The organism is Vibrio sp. SCSIO 43132 (assembly GCF_019904195.1).
Lineage (GTDB): Bacteria > Pseudomonadota > Gammaproteobacteria > Enterobacterales > Vibrionaceae > Vibrio > Vibrio nigripulchritudo.
The window spans coordinates 238,027-261,587 of the sequence record NZ_CP063199.1; the positions used below are offsets into that span (position 1 = coordinate 238,027).

General features: G+C 45.3%; 16 protein-coding genes. 11 read left to right on the forward strand and 5 right to left on the reverse strand.

The annotated features are described in order from the left end of the window. The first annotated feature begins 34 nt into the window (after positions 1-34). The 4 genes from INR79_RS01085 to INR79_RS01100 all read left to right on the forward strand — a co-directional run bounded on the left by INR79_RS01085 (position 35) and on the right by INR79_RS01100 (position 5,626). Positions 35-1,663: a heparinase II/III family protein gene (locus INR79_RS01085; RefSeq protein WP_223095651.1), complete on the forward strand. Its 1,629-nt coding sequence runs from the start codon at positions 35-37 to the stop codon at positions 1,661-1,663. Then, positions 1,663-2,892: a glycosyltransferase family 4 protein gene (locus INR79_RS01090; protein WP_223095658.1), complete on the forward strand. Its 1,230-nt coding sequence runs from the start codon at positions 1,663-1,665 to the stop codon at positions 2,890-2,892. The genes INR79_RS01085 and INR79_RS01090 overlap by 1 nt, the downstream gene beginning before the upstream one ends. A gap of 216 nt (positions 2,893-3,108) precedes the next feature. Further along, a complete protein-coding gene (wecA, locus tag INR79_RS01095; protein WP_223095660.1) occupies positions 3,109-4,200 on the forward strand; it encodes a UDP-N-acetylglucosamine--undecaprenyl-phosphate N-acetylglucosaminephosphotransferase in 1,092 nt (363 codons plus the stop codon). Between the two features lie 259 nt (positions 4,201-4,459). Further along, the gene (locus INR79_RS01100) at positions 4,460-5,626 is read left to right on the forward strand and encodes a nucleotide sugar dehydrogenase (RefSeq protein ID WP_223095662.1); all 1,167 of its coding nucleotides are present in this window, start codon (positions 4,460-4,462) and stop codon (positions 5,624-5,626) included. Positions 5,627-5,695: 69 nt separating this feature from the next. On the opposite strand, the gene INR79_RS01105 is transcribed toward INR79_RS01100, so the two are convergent. From INR79_RS01105 to INR79_RS01120, 4 genes are all read right to left on the reverse strand, one after another. Next, the gene (locus INR79_RS01105) at positions 5,696-6,847 is read right to left on the reverse strand and encodes a murein hydrolase activator EnvC family protein (RefSeq protein ID WP_223095664.1); all 1,152 of its coding nucleotides are present in this window, start codon (positions 6,845-6,847) and stop codon (positions 5,696-5,698) included. 64 nt (positions 6,848-6,911) lie between these two features. Further along, complete coding sequence (gpmM, locus tag INR79_RS01110; RefSeq protein WP_223095666.1) at positions 6,912-8,450, reverse strand: 2,3-bisphosphoglycerate-independent phosphoglycerate mutase; 1,539 nt, start codon at positions 8,448-8,450, stop codon at positions 6,912-6,914. 229 nt (positions 8,451-8,679) lie between these two features. Beyond that, a complete protein-coding gene (pbpC, locus tag INR79_RS01115) occupies positions 8,680-10,869 on the reverse strand; it encodes a penicillin-binding protein 1C (RefSeq protein WP_223095668.1) in 2,190 nt (729 codons plus the stop codon). 21 nt (positions 10,870-10,890) lie between these two features. Then, on the reverse strand, positions 10,891-15,669 hold the full coding sequence (locus INR79_RS01120) for an alpha-2-macroglobulin family protein (RefSeq protein ID WP_223095670.1): 4,779 nt from the start codon (positions 15,667-15,669) through the stop codon (positions 10,891-10,893). Between the two features lie 318 nt (positions 15,670-15,987). Between INR79_RS01120 and INR79_RS01125 the strand changes: the two genes are divergently transcribed. The 5 genes from INR79_RS01125 (at position 15,988) to INR79_RS01145 (ending at position 19,784) form a co-directional block, all read left to right on the forward strand. Beyond that, positions 15,988-16,422, forward strand: a complete 435-nt coding sequence (locus INR79_RS01125; protein WP_004405401.1) for a rhodanese-like domain-containing protein — start codon at positions 15,988-15,990, stop codon at positions 16,420-16,422. Between the two features lie 94 nt (positions 16,423-16,516). After that, entirely contained in the window at positions 16,517-16,993 is a 477-nt protein-coding gene (gene secB / locus INR79_RS01130; protein ID WP_004405399.1) for a protein-export chaperone SecB, read from the forward strand. Between the two features lie 162 nt (positions 16,994-17,155). Beyond that, positions 17,156-18,205 carry an NAD(P)H-dependent glycerol-3-phosphate dehydrogenase gene (gene gpsA, locus INR79_RS01135; protein ID WP_223095672.1) on the forward strand — a complete coding sequence of 350 codons (1,050 nt, stop codon included), beginning with the start codon at positions 17,156-17,158 and terminating at the stop codon, positions 18,203-18,205. Between the two features lie 55 nt (positions 18,206-18,260). Further along, the gene (cysE, locus tag INR79_RS01140) at positions 18,261-19,082 is read left to right on the forward strand and encodes a serine O-acetyltransferase (RefSeq protein ID WP_004405395.1); all 822 of its coding nucleotides are present in this window, start codon (positions 18,261-18,263) and stop codon (positions 19,080-19,082) included. Between the two features lie 114 nt (positions 19,083-19,196). Next, complete coding sequence (locus INR79_RS01145) at positions 19,197-19,784, forward strand: DUF2913 family protein (RefSeq protein ID WP_004405393.1); 588 nt, start codon at positions 19,197-19,199, stop codon at positions 19,782-19,784. Between the two features lie 4 nt (positions 19,785-19,788). Here INR79_RS01145 and INR79_RS01150 read toward each other — a convergent pair whose 3' ends face one another. After that, positions 19,789-21,396, reverse strand: a complete 1,608-nt coding sequence (locus INR79_RS01150; protein WP_223095674.1) for a GMC family oxidoreductase — start codon at positions 21,394-21,396, stop codon at positions 19,789-19,791. 342 nt (positions 21,397-21,738) lie between these two features. Here INR79_RS01150 and INR79_RS01155 point away from each other — a divergent pair, with 342 nt between their 5' ends. Both INR79_RS01155 and INR79_RS01160 read left to right on the forward strand, forming a co-directional pair. Further along, positions 21,739-22,959 (forward strand): TRAP transporter substrate-binding protein, encoded by a 1,221-nt coding sequence (locus INR79_RS01155; RefSeq protein ID WP_022590495.1) that lies wholly within the window; start codon positions 21,739-21,741, stop codon positions 22,957-22,959. Between the two features lie 66 nt (positions 22,960-23,025). Next, entirely contained in the window at positions 23,026-23,553 is a 528-nt protein-coding gene (locus INR79_RS01160; protein ID WP_223095676.1) for a TRAP transporter small permease, read from the forward strand. Positions 23,554-23,561: the final 8 nt, after the last annotated feature.

Genomic DNA, 23,561 nt, shown 5'->3' on the forward strand with positions numbered 1-23,561 from the left:
GAAAAAGGCAGGGGGGTGTTACCTCCCTTTTTATATGAAGAAGATACACAATCTATATCACACTGTTAAGCATCTTAAATCTACCCAGCTAACAAATCGGTTTAAGAGGAAATTTTTTAAACCAAAGGTAGTATCTCTCCCCTCCAAGATATCTACACGTAATTCTGCAAACTCATGGTTAGCCGTTGAGCTATCAAAAACCTCTTACATCAATGAAAATGTCTATAACTTCTTAAACCATTCTGGGGATGTAACAGATTGGAACGATCCTAGCCAAGAAAAGCTTTGGCTCTATAATTTGCATTACTTTGATGATCTAAATGCTGAAGGTAATGCTCAACGAAGAGAGATACATCGTAAGTTAATCAATCGTTGGATTGCTGAAAATGCGCCTATAGCAGGTAATGGCTGGGAGCCATACCCACTATCTTTGCGTATAGTTAATTGGATAAAGTGGTTTATGTCAGGTAATTGCCCTGAATTAACTTGGCAGCAGAGCCTATGGCAACAGGTTTCGGTTTTAGAGCAAGATCTTGAATATCATTTGCTTGGTAATCATCTCTTTGCAAATGCTAAAGCGTTGGTTTTTTCGGGTTGTTATTTCGATGGTCCAGATGCATCTCGTTGGTTGAATACTGGGCTATTAATTGTTGATAAAGAGTTAAAAGAACAGATTTTGGATGATGGTGGTAACTTTGAACTTACTCCAATGTATCACAATACTATTCTTGCTGACGTATTAGATCTCATTAACCTCACATTTGTATATCAGCACCCTGAGCTGGTGAAGCGAATTACTAATTGGCGTAGCCTTGCTAAAAAAATGCTATCTTGGATGAACACGATGACTCATCCTAATGGCGACATAGTTTTATTTAACGACTCAGCAAATGGTATTGCTGCGACAGCCACCAAATTAAATGATTATGCTTCTCAACTTGATATTAAAATAGACAAGTGTGATAACAAAGTTGTTACTCATCTTGATAGCTCTGGTTACATAAAAATATCGATTGACCAACAAACTGCGTTTTTAGATGTAGCTAAGGTTGGTCCTGATTATATCCCTGGACATGCTCACGCAGATACGCTTTCTTTCGAATGGAATTATGGTCAACAACGCGTTTTTGTAAACAGTGGAACTTCAATTTATGGTACAGGTGATGAAAGATTGAGGCAACGTAAGACTGCGGCTCACAATACTGTTGTTGTGGATGAACTAGATTCGTCTGAAGTGTGGAGTGGGTTTCGCGTTGCTAGAAGAGCATACCCAGATATTTCAATTATTGAGTCAAATGAGAAAACTGCTAAAATCGTGTGTTCGCACGATGGGTACATGCGTTTACCCGGTAAAGTTAGCCATGAAAGAAAATGGGAGATGAATGCTGACACTTTTGTATTAACTGATAAATTGTCAGGAGTATTTTCTACTGCAAAAGCACATTATCATTTACATCCCAGTATAAAGATAAAGAAAAATTCAGATTTTATTTATTTAACTTTACCTGATGGGGTTCTTATAAAGCTAACCATAAAAGGAGCCAATGTTGAAATTTTAGATACTACTTGGCATCCAGAATTTGGACTTTCAATTGACAACAAGAAATTGGTTTTAAGTTTTAATCAACCAGAAGTCTCTTTAATAATATCCCGAGTTAATTAATGCATATATTATTTCTTACCGATAACTTTCCACCTGAAGGTAATGCTCCCGCAACTCGTACTTATGAACATGCCATCCACTGGGTGAAAGCTGGACATCAGGTGACAGTCATCACTTGTGCGCCTAATTTTCCTGAAGGTAAAGTGTTTAAAGGTTATAGAAACAAACTTTACCAAAGAGAAAATATGGATGGTATTGAGGTTGTTCGAGTAAAAACCTATATCACTGCGAATGAAGGCTTTGTCAAACGTATATTGGATTATTTGTCGTTTATGGTAACTGCTTTTTTTGCCGGGTTATTCCAGAGAAGACCTGATGTGATTGTTGCTACGTCTCCACAGTTTTTCTGTGCGTGCGCTGGCTGGTTACTATCTTTTTTTAAGAGAAAACCTTTTGTTTTTGAGCTCAGGGATATCTGGCCAGCTTCGATAACTGCAGTTGGCGTCATGAAGGAAAGCTTGGTAATCCGTTTATTAGAAAAAATTGAGCTATTCTTATATCACAAAGCGGATTCGATAGTTTCTGTGACTCATTCATTCAAAGACGAGCTTATAGAGCGCGGCATTGATAGCGATAAAATTGATGTTGTACTGAATGGTGTTGACCTAACTAAGTACAAACCGGTTGAAAGCAAAGATGAAGAATTAGCTCGATTGTATGGATTAAAAGATAAATTTGTTGCAGGTTATATTGGAACTCATGGCTTAGCTCATGGCTTAGAAGATATTGTTAGAGTCGCAGAACAGTTAAAAGACTATGATGATATCCGATTTTTATTTGCAGGCGGAGGAGCTGCGAAGCAAAAAGTTATAGATTTGGTTTTAGAAAAGGAACTAACTAACGTTATATTAATAGATCGCCAACCTAAAGAGGTTATGCCACGTATATGGAGTTTATGCGATATATCTTTGGTTCCTTTGAAAAATAGCAGCTTATTTAAAACAGTAATTCCATCTAAAATATTTGAATGTTTAGGTATGGGAATTCCAACTGTAATAAGTGTGCCTAAAGGTGAGGCAACTAGAATTATCCATGATACAAATTCGGGATGTGTTGTTGAATCTGAAAATATAGGTGAAATAATCAATTCTATTTTAACTATGAAGAGTAATTCAGAATATTATTCAACATTGAGGTTAAACAGTGTTAAGTGTGCTCCATTCTATAGCCGTGAAATACAAGCTGAAAAAATGCTGAAAATCTTAGAAGAATTAAATCTCAATCCTTAGGTTATTCTATGAAAGTTTATATTTGTAATATTTTCTAGAGTCGGGGGTGGTGATTTGTCTCCAGACATAAAGACTCATAGTGTTAAAGTTTAAGCTAGCTTATTATTCTCTACTTTAGTTGATATAGACTGCAATCTATTTTCAGGGTATGTTCGCTGAACAAGATAGAATATGTGCTAATTAATTTCATTTCTAAACAACAGTCAAAGTTACGTCATGTTACTAGAACTTATATTTGTATTTTTTTCTTCATTTGCCACACTATTTTTGATGCGGAAGGTGGCTAGGCATATTGGTTTGGTTGATATACCGAATAACAGAAAACACCATATAGGCGCAGTTCCTCTTGTTGGTGGTATTTCTGTCTGTATTACTCTTTGTCACTTTATTCTTTTCAAGCGTGACATAATTCCAAATAGCGAGCTTTTTTTGGCTTGTATCACATTCCTTACCCTTTTGGGGGCTCTTGATGATAGATTTGATATCAGCTTCAAGATAAGAATAGCATGCCAAGCTATACTTTCTTTTGTAATGATCTATTTCGGTGGATTAAGCCTATATTTTCTTGGAGATATGTTTGGTGTTGGAAATATAATCTTTGAGTCTTTATGGATTAGTGTACTCGTAACTGCTCTCGCTGTTATAGGATCTATTAACGCTTTTAATATGGTAGATGGAATTGATGGATTACTAGGAGGATTGTCAATTGTTACATTTGGTGCGATTTCACTTTTGGTAGGATTTGATGGTCATCATGACTTGGCTTATCTTTGTTTAGTTATCGTTGTTGCGATGATCCCTTACATTTGTATGAACCTAGGTTTGTTGGGTAAAACTCGTAAAGTGTTTATGGGGGATGCTGGTAGCATGTTAATTGGATTTAGTGTTATATGGATTCTTCTAATTGCAAGTCAGGATCAAGGAGCTGCTCAAGCTTCCATTAGACCTGTTACCGCGTTGTGGTTAATTGCTCTGCCATTGATGGACATGGCAGCAATTATGGTTCGCCGTATTCGAAGAGGACACTCTCCATTCAAACCTGATAGGGAACACTTACACCACATTTTTCAACGTTTGGGTCTAGGTCCAAGAAAAACACTTGTTGCTATTTGCTTGATCTCAGCTCTCTTTGCTGGGGTTGGTATCTATGGGGAAATAGAAAAAGTATCTGAAGTGATTATGTTCAGTATTTTTATAGGATGCTTCTTGGTTTATTCAGTTACATTGAGCTATATATGGAAGATAACTACATTTATACGAAGTAAACTTGGAAACAAAACTAACACTCGGAAATCTAGTGTTGTGTAACTGTTAAGTATTAAGATAGTTTTGATTCATGATGATCTCTGAATGAACTTGACAGTGTCTTCTTTTAAAACTCATACTCTCTTAGTCTTTGATTTCATCCCCGTTTCATAATCCTACCCTAATCTAGTTTGCTAGATTTACCACAAAGCTCATTGTCTTTTTCATTGAGCGAAATAAGCGTGTAATTTGCGCAAATCTAGATTGATGCTGTACTTACGATAAAGGTGCGCATCTGATTTTGTCGGTAGGGTAGGTATAGATGAAAATTGCGATAGCAGGGACGGGATACGTAGGTTTATCCAATGCAGTTTTGTTAGCTCAACATAACCAAGTAATAGCAGTGGATGTCATTGAAGAAAAAGTAAACCTAATCAATGACAAGCTCTCACCGATATCAGACAGTGAGATCGAATCTTTTCTTCAAGACAAACCATTAAACCTTGTTGCTACATTGGACAAAGAAAAAGCATATAAAGATGCTGAGTTTGTCGTCATCGCCACTCCAACGGATTACGACCCGGTTACTAACTACTTCAATACCTCTTCAGTTGAGGCTGTTATCAAAGACGTTATGGCAATCAATCCCAATGCGACAATGGTGATTAAGTCTACAGTGCCCGTGGGTTATACCGAACGTATTAGAAAAGAACTAGATTGTGTGAATCTGATATTTTCTCCAGAGTTCTTGAGAGAGGGACGTGCTCTCTACGATAACCTTCACCCTTCTCGTATTATTGTCGGTGAACAGAGTGAACGAGCAGAAAAGTTTGCCAGCTTGTTGGTGCAAGGCGCTGAAAAAGAAAATATCGAAGTTTTGTTCACTAACTCGACAGAAGCAGAAGCTGTTAAACTGTTCTCTAATACTTACCTTGCGATGCGCGTGGCGTATTTTAATGAATTGGATTCTTATGCAGAATCTCTGGGACTAGACACAAGACAAATCATTGAAGGTGTTGGGCTGGATCCCCGAATTGGCAACCACTACAACAACCCATCTTTTGGGTATGGTGGGTATTGTTTACCAAAAGACACCAAGCAGCTTCTGGCGAATTACCAGGATGTACCGAATAACATCGTTCAGGCGATTGTTGATGCCAACCGCACTCGTAAAGATTTTATTGCCGAGTCGATTCTCAAGAAGTCGCCAAAAGTCGTAGGCATTTATCGTCTTATAATGAAGGCGGGCTCTGATAACTTCCGCGCTTCAAGTATTCAGGGGATTATGAAACGCCTGAAAGCTAAGGGTATTGAAGTGGTCGTTTACGAGCCTGTGCTAAAAGAAGAGCAATTCTTTAACTCGCGTGTAATGACTGACTTTGAAGAGTTTAAGTCAGTCTCTGACGTGATTGTATCTAACCGTATGGTTGAAGAGCTCAACGATGTTACGGAAAAAGTCTACACACGTGATTTATTTGGTAGTGACTAAATCCGGTTATTCGACTAACTAAAAGAAAGGGAGCTTCAACGCTCCCTTTCTTTTTATCTGAATATTGGATTACCGCACCAACCAAGACTTAGGATTTTGTGCTTTGCTGTTGCGGCGGATTTCGAAGTAAAGTGATGTTTTGTCTTGCCCGCCAGTGTCCCCTGCTAATGCAATGGTTTCACCTGCGGTGACTTTATCGCCTTCTTTTTTCATCAAGGTTTGATTGAAGCCATACAGTGTCATATCCCCTTTGCCGTGGTCTAGAAGTACCAATAATCCATACCCACGAAGATATTCAGCGAAGACAACTGTACCTGGGTACACCGCTTTAACTGGCTGCTGGTGCTTGGCGGAAATCACCATGCCTTTCCAGTTTACCTGACCGGTTTGCTTAGTGCCGTAGTTGTGAAGCACTCTGCCTCTTAATGGCCATGGTAGCTTGCCTTTCTGTCTGCTTAGACCATTCATTGGAATGGAGGCGCGCTTGGCGGCTTTGGCTATCTCGGCTTTCAGGCGATTTTCGTTGCGTTGAAGTTCGGCTAGATAAGTTTTGTCGTTTTTTATCGTACTTTTAATTTTAGAAACGGTTTTCTTGCGGCTTGATTGCGATGTGGTTAGCTCTTTCTTTTTAGATTTCTGAGTCGCTAACAAGTCAGAGATTTCTTTTTGCTTTTGAGTCAGTGCACGGTGGTTGTGTTCTAAGTCGGCTTCTGTTTTTTGGAGCGCTTCTATGGCTTTAGTGCGCTCTTTAGCAAGGTGTTGAAAGTAGTGACCAATTCGATCTAATTCGGCTTTATTGTCGCTTTGAAGCAGTGTGGCGGCATCGTACTTGCGACGGGTAATGTAGTAGGTTTTGACCAGCTCTTTTAGCGTATCGCTTTGCACCTTCTGCTGGGCTTCTAATTCAGATTTCTGTTTTTGGTACTGAGTCAGGTTGCCATTGGCTTTTTTGAGGGCAGATTGAGTCTGGCTGATTGCTTTCTCTATCGCGTTGATAGAAAGCTCGTGTTTCTTTAGCGCACTTTGAAGCTGATTGAGCTGCTTTTGATTCTTGTTGAGTTGCGTCTGCTGGCGTGAAATCTCTGACTTAACGCCTTTTAACTCGGTTTGCGTTGCGGCATTGACGCTGAGAGCTGGGAAAATGAGAGCCAGAAAACATGACAAAACGCCAGTGCGAAAGGCACTGGCGTTAAATGAATGCTGTGATTGAAACAGGTTCATCCTTAACAATAATTCCGCCATAAGGGGAGGCTGAATCTCTTCAGCCTCTTGATTATGCCAATGATTATTTCAGATTAACGATTACCTGACCAGTCATCTCCGCAGGGATTTCTGTATCTGTTAGCTCAAGCATAGTTGGAGCAAGGTCAGAAAGCTTGCCACCTTCAACAAACTCAACGTTGCGCTCACCTACGTACACCAGTGGTACAGGAAGAGTAGTGTGCGCCGTGTGAACGCCACCTGTTGCTGGGTCAATCATCATTTCTGCGTTACCGTGGTCCGCAGTGATCAGAACCTGACCGCCTACTTCACGAATGGCTTCAACTACGCGACCTACACATGTATCTACTGCTTCGATAGCTTTTACAGCTGCTTCGTAAACACCTGTGTGACCAACCATATCTGGGTTAGGGTAGTTACAGATAATAGAGTCGTACTTACCAGACTTAATCGCTTCAACAAATTTGTCTGTCAGTTCTTCAGAGCTCATTTCTGGCTGAAGGTCGTAAGTTGCGACTTTTGGAGAAGCAACCAGGCTGCGATCTTCACCTTCAAATTCAGTTTCAACACCGCCGTTGAAGAAGAAGGTAACGTGCGCGTACTTTTCAGTTTCAGACATACGAAGCTGAGTTTTACCTTGCTTAGATAGCCACTCACCTAGCGTGTTGTCTAGAGATGCTGGTGGGAAAGCTGTTGCAAGAGGAATGTCTGCAGCGTATTGAGTCAGCATGACAAATTCAACAGATGGGAATACGTTGCGCTCAAAACCAGCAAAATCTGTAACGAAAGTGCGGGTGACTTGACGAGCACGGTCGGCGCGGTAGTTCATGAAGAGTACTGCATCGCCGTCTTGAATACTTGCGTCTTCTTGACCTTCTGCTTTGATTGCCGTCGCTTTAACAAACTCATCGTTTTCATCACGAGCGTAAGCCGCTTCAAGACCAGCAACAGCGCTGTCTGCGCTGAATTCTGCTTTTGATTCAGTTAGAAGCTCATATGCTGCTTGTACGCGATCCCAGTTATTGTCACGGTCCATAGCGTAGTAACGACCAACCAGAGAAGCGATACGACCTTTACCTAGCTCTGCGAACAGTGCATCAAAACGCTTTAGTGAGTTCTCTGCACTGCGTGGTGGAGTGTCACGACCGTCTAGGAAGCAGTGTAGGTAGATTTTTTCAGCGCCACGTGCTGCTGCCATTTTAACCGCTGCGTAGATGTGATCTTCATGGCTGTGAACACCACCTGGTGACATCAGACCCATCAGGTGAACTGCTTTGCCAGCTTCAACTGCTTTGTCGATAGCACTAACGAGTGCTTCTGTCTGCTCAAATTCACCATCCGCGATAGACTTTGTAATGCGGGTTAGGTCTTGGTAGACAATACGACCAGCACCAATGTTGGTGTGACCCACTTCTGAGTTACCCATTTGACCGTCAGGCAGACCCACATCCATACCAGATGAAGAGATCAGAGTGTTTGGGCAAGTGGCAAGCAGATCGTCCATTACCGGTGTATTTGCATTCGCAATCGAGTTGCTTTCGATTTCTTCACGGTGTCCCCACCCATCCAGAATAACAAGAGCCATTGGCTTCTTAGCTGACATAGTTCTAACCTCGTCAAATTCAAAGTAACTGTTAAATCAAATTAGCGTAATTTTACTACACTTCTTAGGGCAAACTGTAGCCTTAGATCAAATAATGATGAGGCTTGGCTGTTACAAGTTTTCAAAATCACCGCTATCTGCCGGGAATTATTGCGAATTATGCACCATAAAGAAAATGATTTTCATCAGTAGCGCAATTGGGGAGGGGGCGAATTCTGCTGGCTCAGTGTTACTTGTAAACATAAATGTCTATGCTATCGCAATGAATAGAGCACGCTGTCAGCGTATGGCTGCCTGTTGGCATAGAATCAAAGGTTAGAATAGATTTTTCTATCGGTACATCATTCAAATACCAGTCAACCTGTTCTATCGATGCTTTCAATTGAAAAGTTTGGTTTGGATAAGGAAAAAACTGCATCCCGCTTTGTGGGGAGAGTACCTTCACTTTTTTGGTGGCACTTTCTGTCTCGTCCGTTAAGGAAACACCTTTGGCTAAAGACCACTGAAGAAGTGGTGTCGGCCACTTGTGTAACGTGTTTAAAGGCTCCTGGAAGCGCAACGTCGGTGGCGCTTGCTCATCAATGAGCCAGGCTGGTTGTGCACTGATACAGTGCTCGCTTTCAACACTGTTTTTCATTAGTCCACTTGGCCAGCAAACCTCACCGGCAGTGACATTTTCTGGCTTGAGTATTGGTTCGCTTTCTGGTGGGAGCAGGTCAAAGATATCAAACATAATGGGCGCTGCTTGCTTGGCGCCAGTCTTTCCAACGTTAGGAGAGCCATCCGGTCTGCCAACCCATACACCGACCGTATATTTTTTGCTGACCCCGATAGACCAGGCATCGCGAAAACCGTAGCTGGTGCCTGTTTTCCATGCCACCTTTCTGCCATAGGCTGGCGCGAAACGCTCGGGTGGCGGGATCTGCGAGAGGATGTCGAAAATTACCCAGCTTGCAGAGGGGGAGAGTAATGGTGTTACATGGCTGGGTGCGTCTTTTACATATCTGGGATGAACAGCGGTGCCTTGTCGGGCAAGCGTTGAATACAAAGAAACTAATCCCGATAAGTTAGTACCCACCCCGCCAAGTGCAACCGTAAGGTTCGGGTCATTCGCTTTTAAGGGAATGTGGCTGCTGGTGAGCCAGTCGAGAAATTGTTGTGATCCCAGTTGACTTAGCACCTGAACAACAGTGGCATTTTTTGAAAGCTGCAACGCTCGGTCTAACCGAATGGGACCACTGAAATAGCGATTAAAGTTTTGCGGTTGATAGTCTCCGTGCGAAATGGGGATATCCATCAGCAAACTGCCACTGTGAACCAGCCTTTTTTCCAGAGCAAGACCATAGATAAAAGGCTTGAGTGTGGAACCAGGAGAGCGTAATGCATGAACCATATCCACATGACCATAACGACGCAGGTTATTGAAATCCGCAGAGCCTTTGTAAGCAATCACTTCCCCTGACTCATTATCTATCACTAAAACAGCGCTCGACAGCGCGGTTGACCAACTCACCGAACGCTGTGCTATCAAATCTTCAATCGATGCCTGCAAAGTATGATCAACAAAAGTGTTAAATGTTGGCTGTTCAGGGCTGGCTAAATGAAGCCTTCTTGCCAGAAGAGGGCTTAAAACGGGCGGGAAATAGCGAGAGGCATCCAGAGGTGTTGCCAACAATAGCTTCAAGGTTTCATCGGTAAGTGCTAACTCACTCTGAACGCGCTTCAACACTTTGTTTCTTGCTGCCAGAGCTCTTTCGGGGTGGCGATCTGGTCTGGTGCTGGTGGGGCGCTGTGGAAGTACCACCAGAGTCAGTGCTTCCGTTAAATTTAAATCCTGAGCCGACTTGCCAAAATATCGCTGGGCACCTGCTTCCACTCCCTCAATGTTGCCACCCATAGGGGTGTGCGTCAGGTAAAGGTCGAGAATCTCTTCCTTCGAGTAGTGAAGTTCAAGCTGGAGAGCCCGGAAAATTTGCTCAACCTTACCCCAATAAGAACGCTCATATGGGTAAAACATACGAGCGACCTGCATGGTAATAGTTGAACCGCCGGAAATGACCCGTCCGTTTACGACTTGCTGAGCAAGGGCGCGAACCAACGAAAAGGGATTAAACCCCGGGTGGTAGTAAAAATACTTGTCTTCGTACTCCAAAAGGGCGCTGAGATAAACCTCAGACACTGGTCGGCTTACAACTTCTCCCTCAATCTGATGATGGATTGGAATGCGAAATACACCTTTGGAGTTAGAAAACTGTCTGAGGACTTCACCATAGCGGCTGTAGACTGTCGTGCTGTGGTCAAATTTTTCCTCAAGATCCAGAGGAGACCAAGCATTGGCAACAAAAAAGGACAAGACTGCAAGTACCACCATGATGCCGGTGATACTTACAGTCCAAACCAATCCTTTTCTGAGTTTCAAAGCCATACCTCGGCTTAGCCTCTATGGTCGAATGGTGATCGACGGAATGGATTGATAAGGCTTGTAAATCAGCTTCTCAGGCTGATACATATTTTCCATAAACATAGCTGGAATTGCCGATTCTCCTGGGGTTTCAGCTCGCAATACATAGTTAATGCGATACTGGCTGCCCGATTTCATGTTGGTGGAAGCCACTAGGCGATCGTTGCGATACTCAAGCATGTCCCAACTGCTGCTTTTCACCACTTTCGCTGCTTTGATGATTTCTGCGCTGTTGGTGAATTGAGGGTTCTCAAGCACAAAGCCCGTCGGAAGGTACTCAACAATCAGTGCATTGTTTGTTTTTTCCCTAAGATTGTAATCGACAGACACTATCAGCTTGTCACCGACCTTGAGTGGTTCTCCCTTGTACTTATCGCCGTTTTCATAGCGGTAAGAACGGATGGCTTGTCGGAACTGAATCGTGGATTGTAAGTATTCCGGTTTAGCTAGCCCTTTGGTTGCGATCTGAATGAAAACGGGCTGATTACTCGGATTGGAAAGGGTACTTCCTTCTGCCAGCAGCTCGTGCCCAGAAGATTTCGCCGTCGACTCACGCTGAGTGCCATTTTCAGAAATCTCGATGGAAACCGATGTTCCGTTATCTTGCTTCAATGCAATACCTGCACGAACCAGCGCCATGCGTTCCTGAGTGCTGAGCCAGTTTCTCTGAGCAGACAGTTCCATAACGCGAATTGCCAGTCGGTTTCTCAGCGAAAGCATTTCAGGGCTCAGTTTAATCACCTTGCGAACGTCTTCCAGGATCGCAATCGTCATCGCCATATCACGAATTTTGCTGCCGTATTCGTAATAACGAGTCCGGCTGCGCATCGTGTCCGACTCTGTCCAACTGAAGAATTTCTCCCCCTGCTTAGTTTGACCATTCAGAAGGAATGCGCCGCCAAAATGCGCTGCGGATAAACGTGAAATGGCGTGATTCGGTTTGTCGGTCAACTGCTGCGATGTGTTGTACAGCTGAGCATTGTTGACCAGACCAGCTTTAGCTCCGAGCCATAAGGCATAGAAATGACTGGCTTGATCGGCTTTGCCATTTCGGATTAGTCGTGTCAGGTTTTCTTTTGCTCGCTCCAGCATCTTGGCAGGAACCACATCATGAAAGCGTGCATTGGCTTCCAGGAGGTATTCGGTCACGTACATGCTGAGCCAGTCGTCCGCGTCACCATGCCTGCTCCACAGAGAAAAGCTGCCGTTGCTTTTCTGCATGGTGGACAAACGGTTCATCGAATCTTCAATAATTTGACGAACGGGTTTGTCGCCCGCCGCTTTGGCTTTTATTGCCGTTAAGTCTGAATCATCAAACAACCACGGCATTGCTTTACTGGTGGTCTGCTCAGCACAGCCATACGGGTAGCGGAACAGCCCCTGAGCGTATTCAGCAATATTGACCTGAGGAGAGCGTGAGAAGGTGACAGCGGCAAACTGTTCAGTGAAGTCCTGGTAATCTTTCCACAAGTCCGGTGTAAGGGTGTAAGTGCTGCCTTCGGCTGTACCTGAATCAACAGCATCCGAACCGGGCGCTAGTGTAATCAGAGTGCGCTGGCTTGCCATCGGCTGCCCAATACGCACTGGAACATCCCAGTCACGCTGCTGGTGGTAGCGAGTACCATCATCACCCTTCGCATCTATGGTGAGTTTCAGAGTGATAACTTCTGAGTTTGATTGGATTTTGCCAATGTTGAACGGAACGGGCACACCAGTGCGTTCGCCATCCTGAAGGGTAAACTCGAACGACGTTTCCCCCGGTAAAGAGAGAATGTCTCCACCTTCTATCGAAGCTTTCACCGTCTGATTTGTACCGGAGGTATTAAACAGCTCCATATAAGTTTGACTTGAATCCTCTGGAGTCAGGAAACGTGGTACTGCCAACTCCGCCACAATAGGTGCCGAAATAGTTACATTAGACTCCGACTGACCATATTGGCTGTCGGTAAATGCCATCGCCACAACCTGAGCCTGACCATTGTAATCCGGGATATTCACGGTAATGTTGGCTTCACCATTTTGGTCGAACTGCACCAATTCAGACATAATGGTGATGGTTTTGCTTTCCACCAGATCATCGTTGCTGACGTTCAGGTCAATCTCCTGATCGCCGCCATAACGGTGACGCGTCACGAAGGAATCCGGACGAGTCTGGTAGAAGCGGGAATACATATCGATGACATCACTTTGGTAACGTCGGTGCGAGAAGAACCAGTCTGCCATCACAGGCGGCTCATACTTCGCGAGATTGATGATGCCTCTGTCTACCAAAGAAAGCGTGACCCACGCTTTTTGCTCTAAGGGTTTGTCCAGCTTGACCTTGATGGTAGCAGGCTCTAGTGGCAGCAGCTTATCTGCGTGCTCAATACTCACAGGTAAAACCCTGTCTTTGCGATCAAGCATTACGGGGGCAATAGCAAAGAAACGTCTAGGCAGAGCTTTAGCTCCTGCTTGCTGCTCAGCGGCACTGCTGACTAACGTGGCAGTGACATAAAGGTCGTGACGATTCAGGCTGGCATCAATTGGCAGAGTGAACTGATGTTCGCCTGCTTCAATCACATGACGCTGCTGCAAAAGCGACTGTCCGCCATCCAGGCTCAACTGAAGTTCACCCGCTTGCTTGCTGAATACGGTTACCTGAACGTCATCGCCTGCCGTGTAACGCTTTTTATCAAGCGTCATAGACAACTGATCAGGTTTTACAGGTTGCTGTGCACTGCCTTCATTCCAACCAGCCCAGAAAGGGAATCGTGTAACTGTACCTTGCTCGGTGGTTATCGTAAGGCGATAGCGTCCCCACTCGACATTCAGCTGAAGTGGAATGGCTTTTCCTGCTTCAGTGAGAAGGTTATCTGCTTGGACTGGTCGCCATTTATCGTCACTGCGAATATCCCAGCCACTGCTTTCGCTGTAAACCCAGTAGTATCCGCCCGCATTGCGCTCTAAAACATAATCAAGGTTGCCTGCTTGCAGGGTTTTACCATCTCCGCTGAGCAAACCCACCTGAAATTCAACGCTGCTGTATGAGTTAATGTCATCATCTGGTGCTTTAATTCCGGCTAATGGTTTTCCTGACCACAACTGACGCTGCTGATTGCGAGAAACGCTTGCACCACCCGTCTCAAACAGTTCAAACGTGAACAGAGCATTGACTGGCGACTTCATCAGTTCAGGCGCGTACAGTGGGAAGGTTAGGGAGTACTTACCATTGTCATCAAGCTTGATGTCTTCGATATCAGGAACATCGCGCCAGTAAGAAATGTTAAACGGCTGACCGACATAAAAATCACTCAGGTCGGTGTCAAAGTAATGGGTTGGCAGGTAATGCGTGTCTATCGAGACGCGATTCTGTGCTGCCGGTGAGCCAAACAGATATTGACCGTCCAGTTCTGCCGTAGTTTTAGCGGCACCTAATTCAATGGATTTAGGTATATCCACCGTCAAATCCATACGTTCTGGAACAAATTCACTCACATCAAACGTGAATGTGCTGATCGGCGCTTTGGCTTTTTTGTGCAGTTTGATTTGTGCGACCCACTTACCTAATGGCGCACTGGCTGGAATAGCGTATTCGTCACTGAAGAAGCCATTTGCTGAAGCAGGGTTTAACCAACGACTTGCGGCAATACTCTGGTCGGGCTTGATGTACTCCACATACAAGCGATGCACGTCTTGCAGTACTTCACCATCCTGATCTCGGGCAATGATATTGAGAGGCAGAACTTCTCCCGGACGGAACAGATCCCGATTGGAATAAATAAAGGCTTCATGGTCCTGATATTGTCTGCCTGCCACTTTGTAATCCGAGAGATCCAGAGGCATTTCACGAAGTGGAAGAAGGCTGACTTCTTCACCTTTCTGAACGAACAGGATATCGCCCTGTTTGACTTCGTAATCGAATTGAGCAAAACCGTCTGTCGACTTGCCAAGTGCCGTGACATTGCCGTCTCTGTGATGAACCGAAATGTTGGCATCGGTAATAGCAGATGAATCTGAGAAAGAAGAGAGGTAGACCGCCAGTTGCTTAGGAAAGACTTTGGTTTGAATACCGACATCGGTCAGTGCCACCTGAATGGCTTTTTCACTGTCGTAACTGTAGCTGCCCGTCGGTTTAACAATCAACAGGTACCAGCCATTGACCAGCTCGTCAGGTAAGAAAAGCTCAGTGTATTGGGACTGATTGGCTTTGCCAGCAGGAATATCGAAATTCAGAACCGTTATCGGAGCCGTTGAACTGGTCAGCCGGTTCAGTGCCCAGCGATCAGGTTGTGAAGAGTAATGCGAAGTGTTGAGAAACGCTGCAGGGTTAGACACCTTCAATACTTCAACTGAAACCTGTTCAACGTTCACCGTAGAAATCGGGATACTACGCTTTCCGTTGGCTGGTACCACAGGACCTCGCCCGATGACTTCCACCGTTGGGTCTTTTCGATAGATGCTGACCGCGTGTTCTGACTTATCCTCGTATTTCAGCCCCTGATTCAAAGTGAGAACGTAATTCTTCCCCACCTCGATGTCAGCATAGATAAGCGCAGTCTTGGCTTTATTGAATACCCAAGTATTCGGCAGTTCTTCACCATCTTTAGTCGAGATGGACACCGCATTCTGGAAAGGCACCTGCTCATCAAACTGAACAATAATGGCGGAAGCACCATTGTGTGTGTAATTCCCGAGGTAGCTGATTTTGGCGTCTGCCCATGACAGAAATGAGCAAAGGGTCAAAGCGAAAGCAAGCGTGATTTGAACAAGTCGTCTCATGGCGGTTCCTTTACCGAATAGTTCAACTGGTCGTATTTAATTGCAATTGTGCGCAGACTATACAATATCTCCAACGGTTTGTATAAATGTCATTGCATATGTTGTTGATTTAATTCAATAGTATCGATTTTTATGAGTTTGGTTCAAAACCCCAAAACTATTGTCAATCTTGGGTCAGAAGCCAAAGATTGGAGACCTGAAAGGTGAGCATTGCCTCTTATTTCACTTCTTTCAACAACCATTATCGAATTTCGGCACCTTCGACGTTATACTCTGCCCTTTACAGACACCCGCGTAAGCGTTGCAAGAGCGTAGGACATGCAAGAATATTTAGATTTTATTTCCAATAACACCATTCTAGTGATGGTATGGGCCGGTATTTTCGTCGCCCTTGTCGTCAATATTTTTAAGAGCAAAACCGCAGGCTACAAAGAAGTTACTGCCGCAGAAGTGACCAACATGATGAACCGCGAAGATGGTGTGGTTGTTGACATTCGTTCCAAGGACGAATTCAAGAAAGGTCATATTACAGGCGCAGTTCACATTTTGCCTTCAGATATCAAAAATGGTTCCATCGCGAGCCTTGAAAAGCATAAATCGAACCCAATCATTGTGGTATGCAAAACAGGTCAAACTGCGCAAGCAAGTGCGAATGAGCTGAACAAAGCTGGTTTTGAGAAGGTTTACTTACTGAAAAATGGCTTGATTGCGTGGAATGAAGCGAATCTACCATTGGTACGTGGTAAGAAATAAGGTTCGTGGTAAGAAATAATTTTCACAGATACCTACACAGGTTTTCATGCCTTGGCGTTGCCGGGGCAAATATATTGATTAAAGGATTTTGACAATGGCTGAAGCAGCACCTCAAGAAGCAAACCAAAACTTTGCAATTCAACGTATCTTCCTAAAAGACGTTTCTTTCGAAACGCCAAACTCTCCAGAAATTTTCCAAACAGAATGGACGCCAGACGTAAAACTGGATCTGGACACGCAAAGCCGTGAACTGGGTGAGAACGTATACGAAGTTGTACTTCGTCTGACTGTTACTGTGAAAAACGGTGACACAGAAAATGAGAAAACTGCTTTCCTATGTGAAGTTCAGCAAGGCGGTATCTTCACAGCAGAAAACATGGAAGCGGGTCAACTGGCTCACTGCCTAGGTGCTTTCTGCCCGAACATCCTATTCCCATACGCTCGTGAAACGATTTCCAGCCTAGTAGTTAAAGGTACGTTCCCTCAACTGAACCTAGCGCCAGTTAACTTTGACGCTCTGTTCATGAACTACCTACAGCAGCAAGCTCAGGAAGGCGAAGCGCAAGCTTAATCGCCTTAACCACAGCCTGAAAAGGCAGTGGAATTTTGATTGTTATGCACATCAAATCTCACGATGCGATGTGCATTTTTATTATGTACCTGCCTCACAAGCATACGGTAACGTTTTTTGAGTATACTAACTCCATACTCACGACATGTATCGGGTGGAACGATGACACAACCTCAAAGCAACCAACACAGTACCAATAATTACAATGGCAAAGAGATAGCCATGACTGTGATTGGCGCTGGTTCTTACGGCACATCTCTGGCTATTTCATTAGCGCGCAATGGTGCAAATGTGATTCTGTGGGGGCACGAGCCGGAGCACATGGCACGCCTTCAAGCCGAAAGAGCAAACCACGAATTCCTGCCAGGGATTGAATTCCCACCCACACTGATTATCGAAGACAACTTAGAGAAAGCCGTACAGGCAAGCCGAGATCTGCTGGTGGTGGTACCAAGTCATGTCTTTGGTATTGTGCTGGAAAGCATCAAACCTGTATTACGTGAAGATTCCAGAATTTGCTGGGCGACGAAAGGTTTGGAGCCGGAAACGGGTCGTTTGTTAAAAGAGGTGGCGCAAGAACAACTTGGCGAGAGTTATCCTTTAGCAGTGCTGTCTGGTCCTACGTTTGCAAAAGAATTAGCTCAAGGTTTGCCAACGGCTATTTCAGTGGCGTCTCCAGATTCAGACTTTGTGAAAGATCTGCAGGAGAAAATCCATTGCAGCAAGACATTCCGCGTATACGCCAATAGCGACTTTATTGGTATGCAGCTTGGCGGTGCAGTGAAAAACGTGATTGCCATCGGTGCTGGTATGTCTGATGGTATCGGATTTGGTGCTAACGCAAGAACAGCACTGATTACCCGAGGTCTGGCTGAAATGACCCGGTTAGGCGCTGCATTAGGAGCTCAGCCTGAAACCTTTATGGGAATGGCCGGATTAGGCGATTTGGTACTGACCTGTACCGACAACCAGTCTCGAAACCGTCGATTCGGTTTGGCACTTGGGCAAGGCAAAGATGTAGATACTGCTCAGGAAGAAATTGGTCAGGTAGTCGAAGGGTATCGCAACACCAAAGAAGTGTGGGTACTTTCAGAGCGCATGGGTGTTGAAATGCCAATAGTTGAACAAATCTATCAAGTATTGTATCAAGGTAAAGATGCGCGCATGGCGGCCCAAGACCTGCTCGCGCGTGACAAAAAAGCAGAAGCTTAAATGACTTTGTGGCAGTTGGCGCTGCCTCATTTTCAAGGAAGATCGGAATACCACAATGAAGCAATGTGAAAAACAGAAGGTCTGGAAAGCCATCGTCAGAGAGGCGAGAGAGCAATCGGAGCAAGAGCCGATGCTTGCCAGTTTCTATCATGCAACCATCATCAATCATGACAGTCTGGGGGCTGCGCTGAGTTACATCTTAGCCAACAAACTCAAGACAGCCTCAATGCCAGCCATGGCAGTACGTGAAGTGGTGGAACAGGCATTTAATTCAGATCCCGATCTGACAGCCTCTGCAGCATGCGACATTTGTGCAACGGTCAATCGAGATCCAGCGGTTGCCATGTATTCTATGCCATTGCTTTACCTGAAAGGGTTTCACGCACTTCAAGGCTATCGAGTGGCGAACTGGTTGTGGAAACAAGGACGCGTTGCGCTAGCCACCTACCTGCAAAACCAGATTTCCGTGGCGTGTCAGGTGGATATCCACCCGGCGGCGCGGATAGGAAAAGGCATCATGCTCGACCACGCAACGGGTATCGTCATTGGTGAAACCGCGGTGGTTGAAGATGATGTGTCTATTTTGCAGGACGTGACGTTAGGTGGTACAGGTAAAGAAAGCGGCGACCGACATCCGAAGATCCGCGAAGGTGTCATGATCGGAGCTGGTGCTAAGATTCTTGGCAACATCGAAGTAGGTGAAGGCGCTAAGATTGGATCCTGTTCTGTTGTCTTACAGGCGGTTCCTGAGCATACCACCGTCGCTGGTGTACCGGCCAAAATCGTCGGTCGACCAAAAAGCGACAAGCCCTCGCTCGACATGGATCAGCAATTTAACGGCAAATCCCAGACTTTCATCGGCGGAGACGGTATATAGCCCACATCGCCAACTGAACCACTTGAGTAATTGTCGCTCAAGTGGTTTTATAGTCTTTGGAGTCTGTAAACTCCTTCTTCACAATTCTAATAATAAAATCATAACGTCGGTTAAATGGAACACTCGCAACTTTTTAAAACTCTGACTCTACATGCGTTGCTGCATCTTCAGTTTCAAATTCAGTCAAACCCTCGCACTTTGCTTTCAACGGCAAAGAAAAACGAGGCGTTGGTGCGTTGGTTCAAACCCAAGTTAAAGCTCAATAAATACAAATCCATTCGCAAACAAATCAAGCTTTTTGTACAGCTAAATAAGCATTCGAACGCCAATTTAGAGCGATTTCTGGAAGGGTTGGTATTGGGTGAAGACGGAAAACCCGGTTACCCGCATCTTGATGGCTACCTGCTGCTGATCAATGAGATAGAAAAGAAACTCGGGACAACGGTTGTGCTTTCAACGCCTGAAGCGCTGGATCTCGACCACAATAAAAACGGCTGTCTGGTGGCGGTGCTTTCACAAGATTTAAACGTACACTTTAACGATACCAACCAGCTTCAGGTGGGCATTCCCATGCTGTTTCGTGGCAATCAGTCTCACCGACACACCTTTTTAGGGGCGATATACGCCAATAGTCAGTTTGATTACGACGTCGATTACGAAGACGAACATTTTATTCGCATCCTATTGAAAGTCAGTGACTAACTCCCTAGTTTCCATTGTCCTCCAGAATCATATCGGCGGCTTTTTCAGCGATCATGATAGTGGGGGCGTTGGTGTTGCCCGACACGATCTCCGGCATGATGGATGCGTCTGCCACTCTAAGCTGTTTCACCCCATGAACTCTTAAACGTTCATCCACCACTGCCATATCATCATTGCCCATTTTGCAGGTGCTGGTGGGGTGGTAAATGGTCTGGCTGAAGTTTCTTGCGGCTTCCAGTAACTCCTCATCAGTCTGATACTGGCTTCCCGGGACGAACTCTTCGAGAATGTGCTTTGCCAGCGCTGGCTGTGCCGAAATTTTTCTGGCCACCTTGATGGCGTCTACCACTGTTTTTTCATCTCTTTCATCCGACAAATAATTCGGTTGTATCTCTGGGTGCTCCGCCGGATCACTAGACTTTATCTGCACATACCCACGGCTGTACGGGCGAAGCTGACAAACCGAAGACGTAAAAGCCGAAAATGGATGTGCACCTTCACCCGGTTTATCAGCACTCAGCGGCTGCATGTGAAACTGAATATCAGGTCTGGAAAGCGATTCATTGGATTGGGTAAATACCGCCACCTGACTGGCGGCTAAGGTAAGAGGTCCAGTGCGGTTAAACGCGTACTGCATGCCTACCCACAGGCGTTTGAATACACTGTTGACCTCGTCATTTAGTGTGCGTTGGCTGGTTTTGAACACTAAGCGGATTTGCAGATGATCCTGCAAGTTTTGACCCACTCCGGGTAAGGCGTGGATCAATGGTATGTTAAGTTGAGCCATCAGATCACGATCACCAATTCCAGACAGTTGAAGAATCTGAGGCGATCCAATGGCACCAGAAGACAGGATGACTTCTTTTGAAGCTTTGGCGATGGCTTTGGATTGCTTCTGCTGGTACTCAATCCCAATCGCCGTTTTTCCCTCAAAGAGTATTCTGTGAACCTGAGCGTGCAATGCCACTGTCAGGTTCGGTCTGGAAAGTACCGGTTTCAGGAAACCTTTTGCTGTGCTCCAGCGAAAGCCCTTGTAAGCAGTTTGCTGAAAATAGCCCACTCCCTCCTGAGATGCTCCGTTGTAGTCTGGGTTTTCTGGTATGCCTGCCTGCACGGCAGCCTGAATGAAAAAATCCGCTATGGGGCGACGCAACCGCAAATCCGATACCTTGAGCGGTCCACCGACACCGTGAAACTCACTCTTTCCGCGCTCTTGATCTTCAGACTTTTTGAAATATGGCAGCACCTCTAGGTATGACCAGCCTTTGTTCCCCAGCTTTTCCCAGCGATCATAATCTTCCGCCTGACCACGAACATACAACAGACCATTGAGAGCGCTGGAACCGCCAATAACTTTCCCTCGCGGCCATTGTAATTGGCGATGATTGATGCCTTTGTCGGGGGCGGTGAGGTAACACCAGTCGGTTTTCGGATTGTGCATGGTTTTAAAATACCCAACCGGAATGTGCAGCCATGGGTTGTTGTCGTTCCCTCCCGCTTCCAACAATAGAACCTTGTTTTTGGGGTTAGCAGAAAGCCGGTTGGCTAACACGCATCCAGCGGATCCTGCCCCAACCACAATGTAGTCAAACTGCGTTTCCGATGTGCTCATTTTTTCACATTCCCTGTCATCGTGTGATGGCGACTCAGAAATTTTCGCCATCAAATCCAATAAGTCTTAAGTTTCATTTATTGAGACTAAATGGCTCAATTTTTTAAGTCAAGGGTTGTTTTTTTATTTTTTTGTGTAATAAATGAGCAACGTTGAATCAAAAAATTTAACATTTGCTTGGGTTAAAAATGGGCAATGTGAGGAGATTCAATAACTACAACGGCGTGTTGTTCGACCTATTGCAATGCTTGTGTATTGAGGTGAGAAACCCCTGAGTTTGTCGAAAAGCGGTAGTCAGAAATAGGGAAGCGCTGTTCATTTTTAGTCAATGGAGTGATAACCATGAGAGACGAAAAATTAACCCGACGTGGATTTATGAAAGTGTCTGCCCGATACGGGGCGACATCCACACTACTGGCTGCTGGCGCATTAGGTGCCGGAGCAACCTTGTCTCAGCTGGCAAATGCTGCTGAGCAAACCGCCAAAAAGCGCTATGCCGTGAAACCCAAGTTTCAGTTGAAGTTCGGTGCGTCGGGCTTTAACGAGAAAAACCTTGATATTCAGAAGTCGGGTCAGTTGTTCTTTGCCAAAGATCTGGAAGCGCGTACCAACGGTGCCATTCGGGTGGAGTTTATTGGCAGCAACCAAATCTGTGGACAGACCAACTGCATCAAGAAGACCCAGCAGGGCATTGTTGATGTCTATTCTGCCTCGACTCAGAACTCAGCCGGTGGCGCACCATATCTGAATGTATTGGATTACGCCTACATGTTTCCGTCTCGCGCGGCGCAATACCATTTCTTCTACAGCAAAAAGAGTGAGGCACTGCTTCGTGAACCTTTGCGAAAACGCCATAACGTCCAGTTCTTGTTTACCCACTGCGAATTGCGCGGCATACAGCTTGGGTTGAAGTGGCAGGACAAACCGACCGTGACATCTGTCGACCAGTTAGCGGGAACAAAGAACCGAGTCACGGGGACTCAGCTTGGGCGAATCGCCATGGAGCTAATGAACCTGAATCCGGTTCCCATTGCGTGGGAAGAAACGTTAGACGGATTGAAGCAAGGCTTAATCGATGGCGCTGAAACCTGGATGGGTGCAGTGGCGTACGCTGGTATGGCGCCGGTGGTTTCGCAATGTGTCGACTTGAAATTCTTCTGTGGTACGGAGCACACCGCCATGAACCTGTCGGTGTTCGACAAGCTGGGTTCGGAGCTGCAAGACGCGGTGATGGAGTCTGCCTATCTTGCTCAAATCTACACTCAGGGGATGAATGAGGCAGGTTTGTACGACATTGTCGGAGCAACCAACCCACAAAAGCCAGGCACCATCTTTGCCGAGAACAACGTCCGCGTGGCAACGCTGTCCGATGCCGAGTTGAGAAAAGCGGAAGAGATGTGTTCGCCAGAATTCAATCCAAAACCTTGGGAAGCATGGCGTGAGCGCCTGAACAAATGGTCGGGTGGTCATGATACCTATCAGGAAATTTATGACATTGCTCGCGAGATCCCTAAAGACATGGCTCCGGTAAATGTTGAGCCACAGCGCTGGTGGCAAAGCTAAATACAGCGAGGCGGATGTGTTGTGCATCCGCTGCCGCTTTCATTCAATGGAATACAGGATAGGGATATGACGTTTCTTCGAGTGCTTTTTCGTTGGCTGGATAACAACACCGAAAAAGTGATCATTCTGATTACTTACATTTCCATGGCGGGAATCATCTTTGTTGAGGTGATTCGACGCTTCTTATTCAACCAGCAGGTGCCATGGAGTACGACGGTTCCTGTTTTGCTGTTCTTATGGGTTACTTGGTTTGGTGCGTCATACAACATTAAAAAGCGCACTCACTTGGCACTGACTGAAATTCGGTCTCGTCTGTCGTATCGCATGCAGTTTTTCTGCTTTGTACTCGATGCGGTTCTCTGGATTACGTTCGCCATCATCGTCATTTACTACACCTACCAGCAAACCTGGCTCGCCTATGACAACTTTGCCATTGTCGGAGGTACAGACAACGTAATGGAGTGGTGGTTTTACCTTGCGACTCCTCTGGCTTGGGGGCTGATTGTGATTCGGGTGCTGCAGAATCTGATGCAGGACATTACACGTTACCGCAACAAAGAGCCGTTTGTGCTCCAAGCATCGCTATTGGATTAAGGAGTACA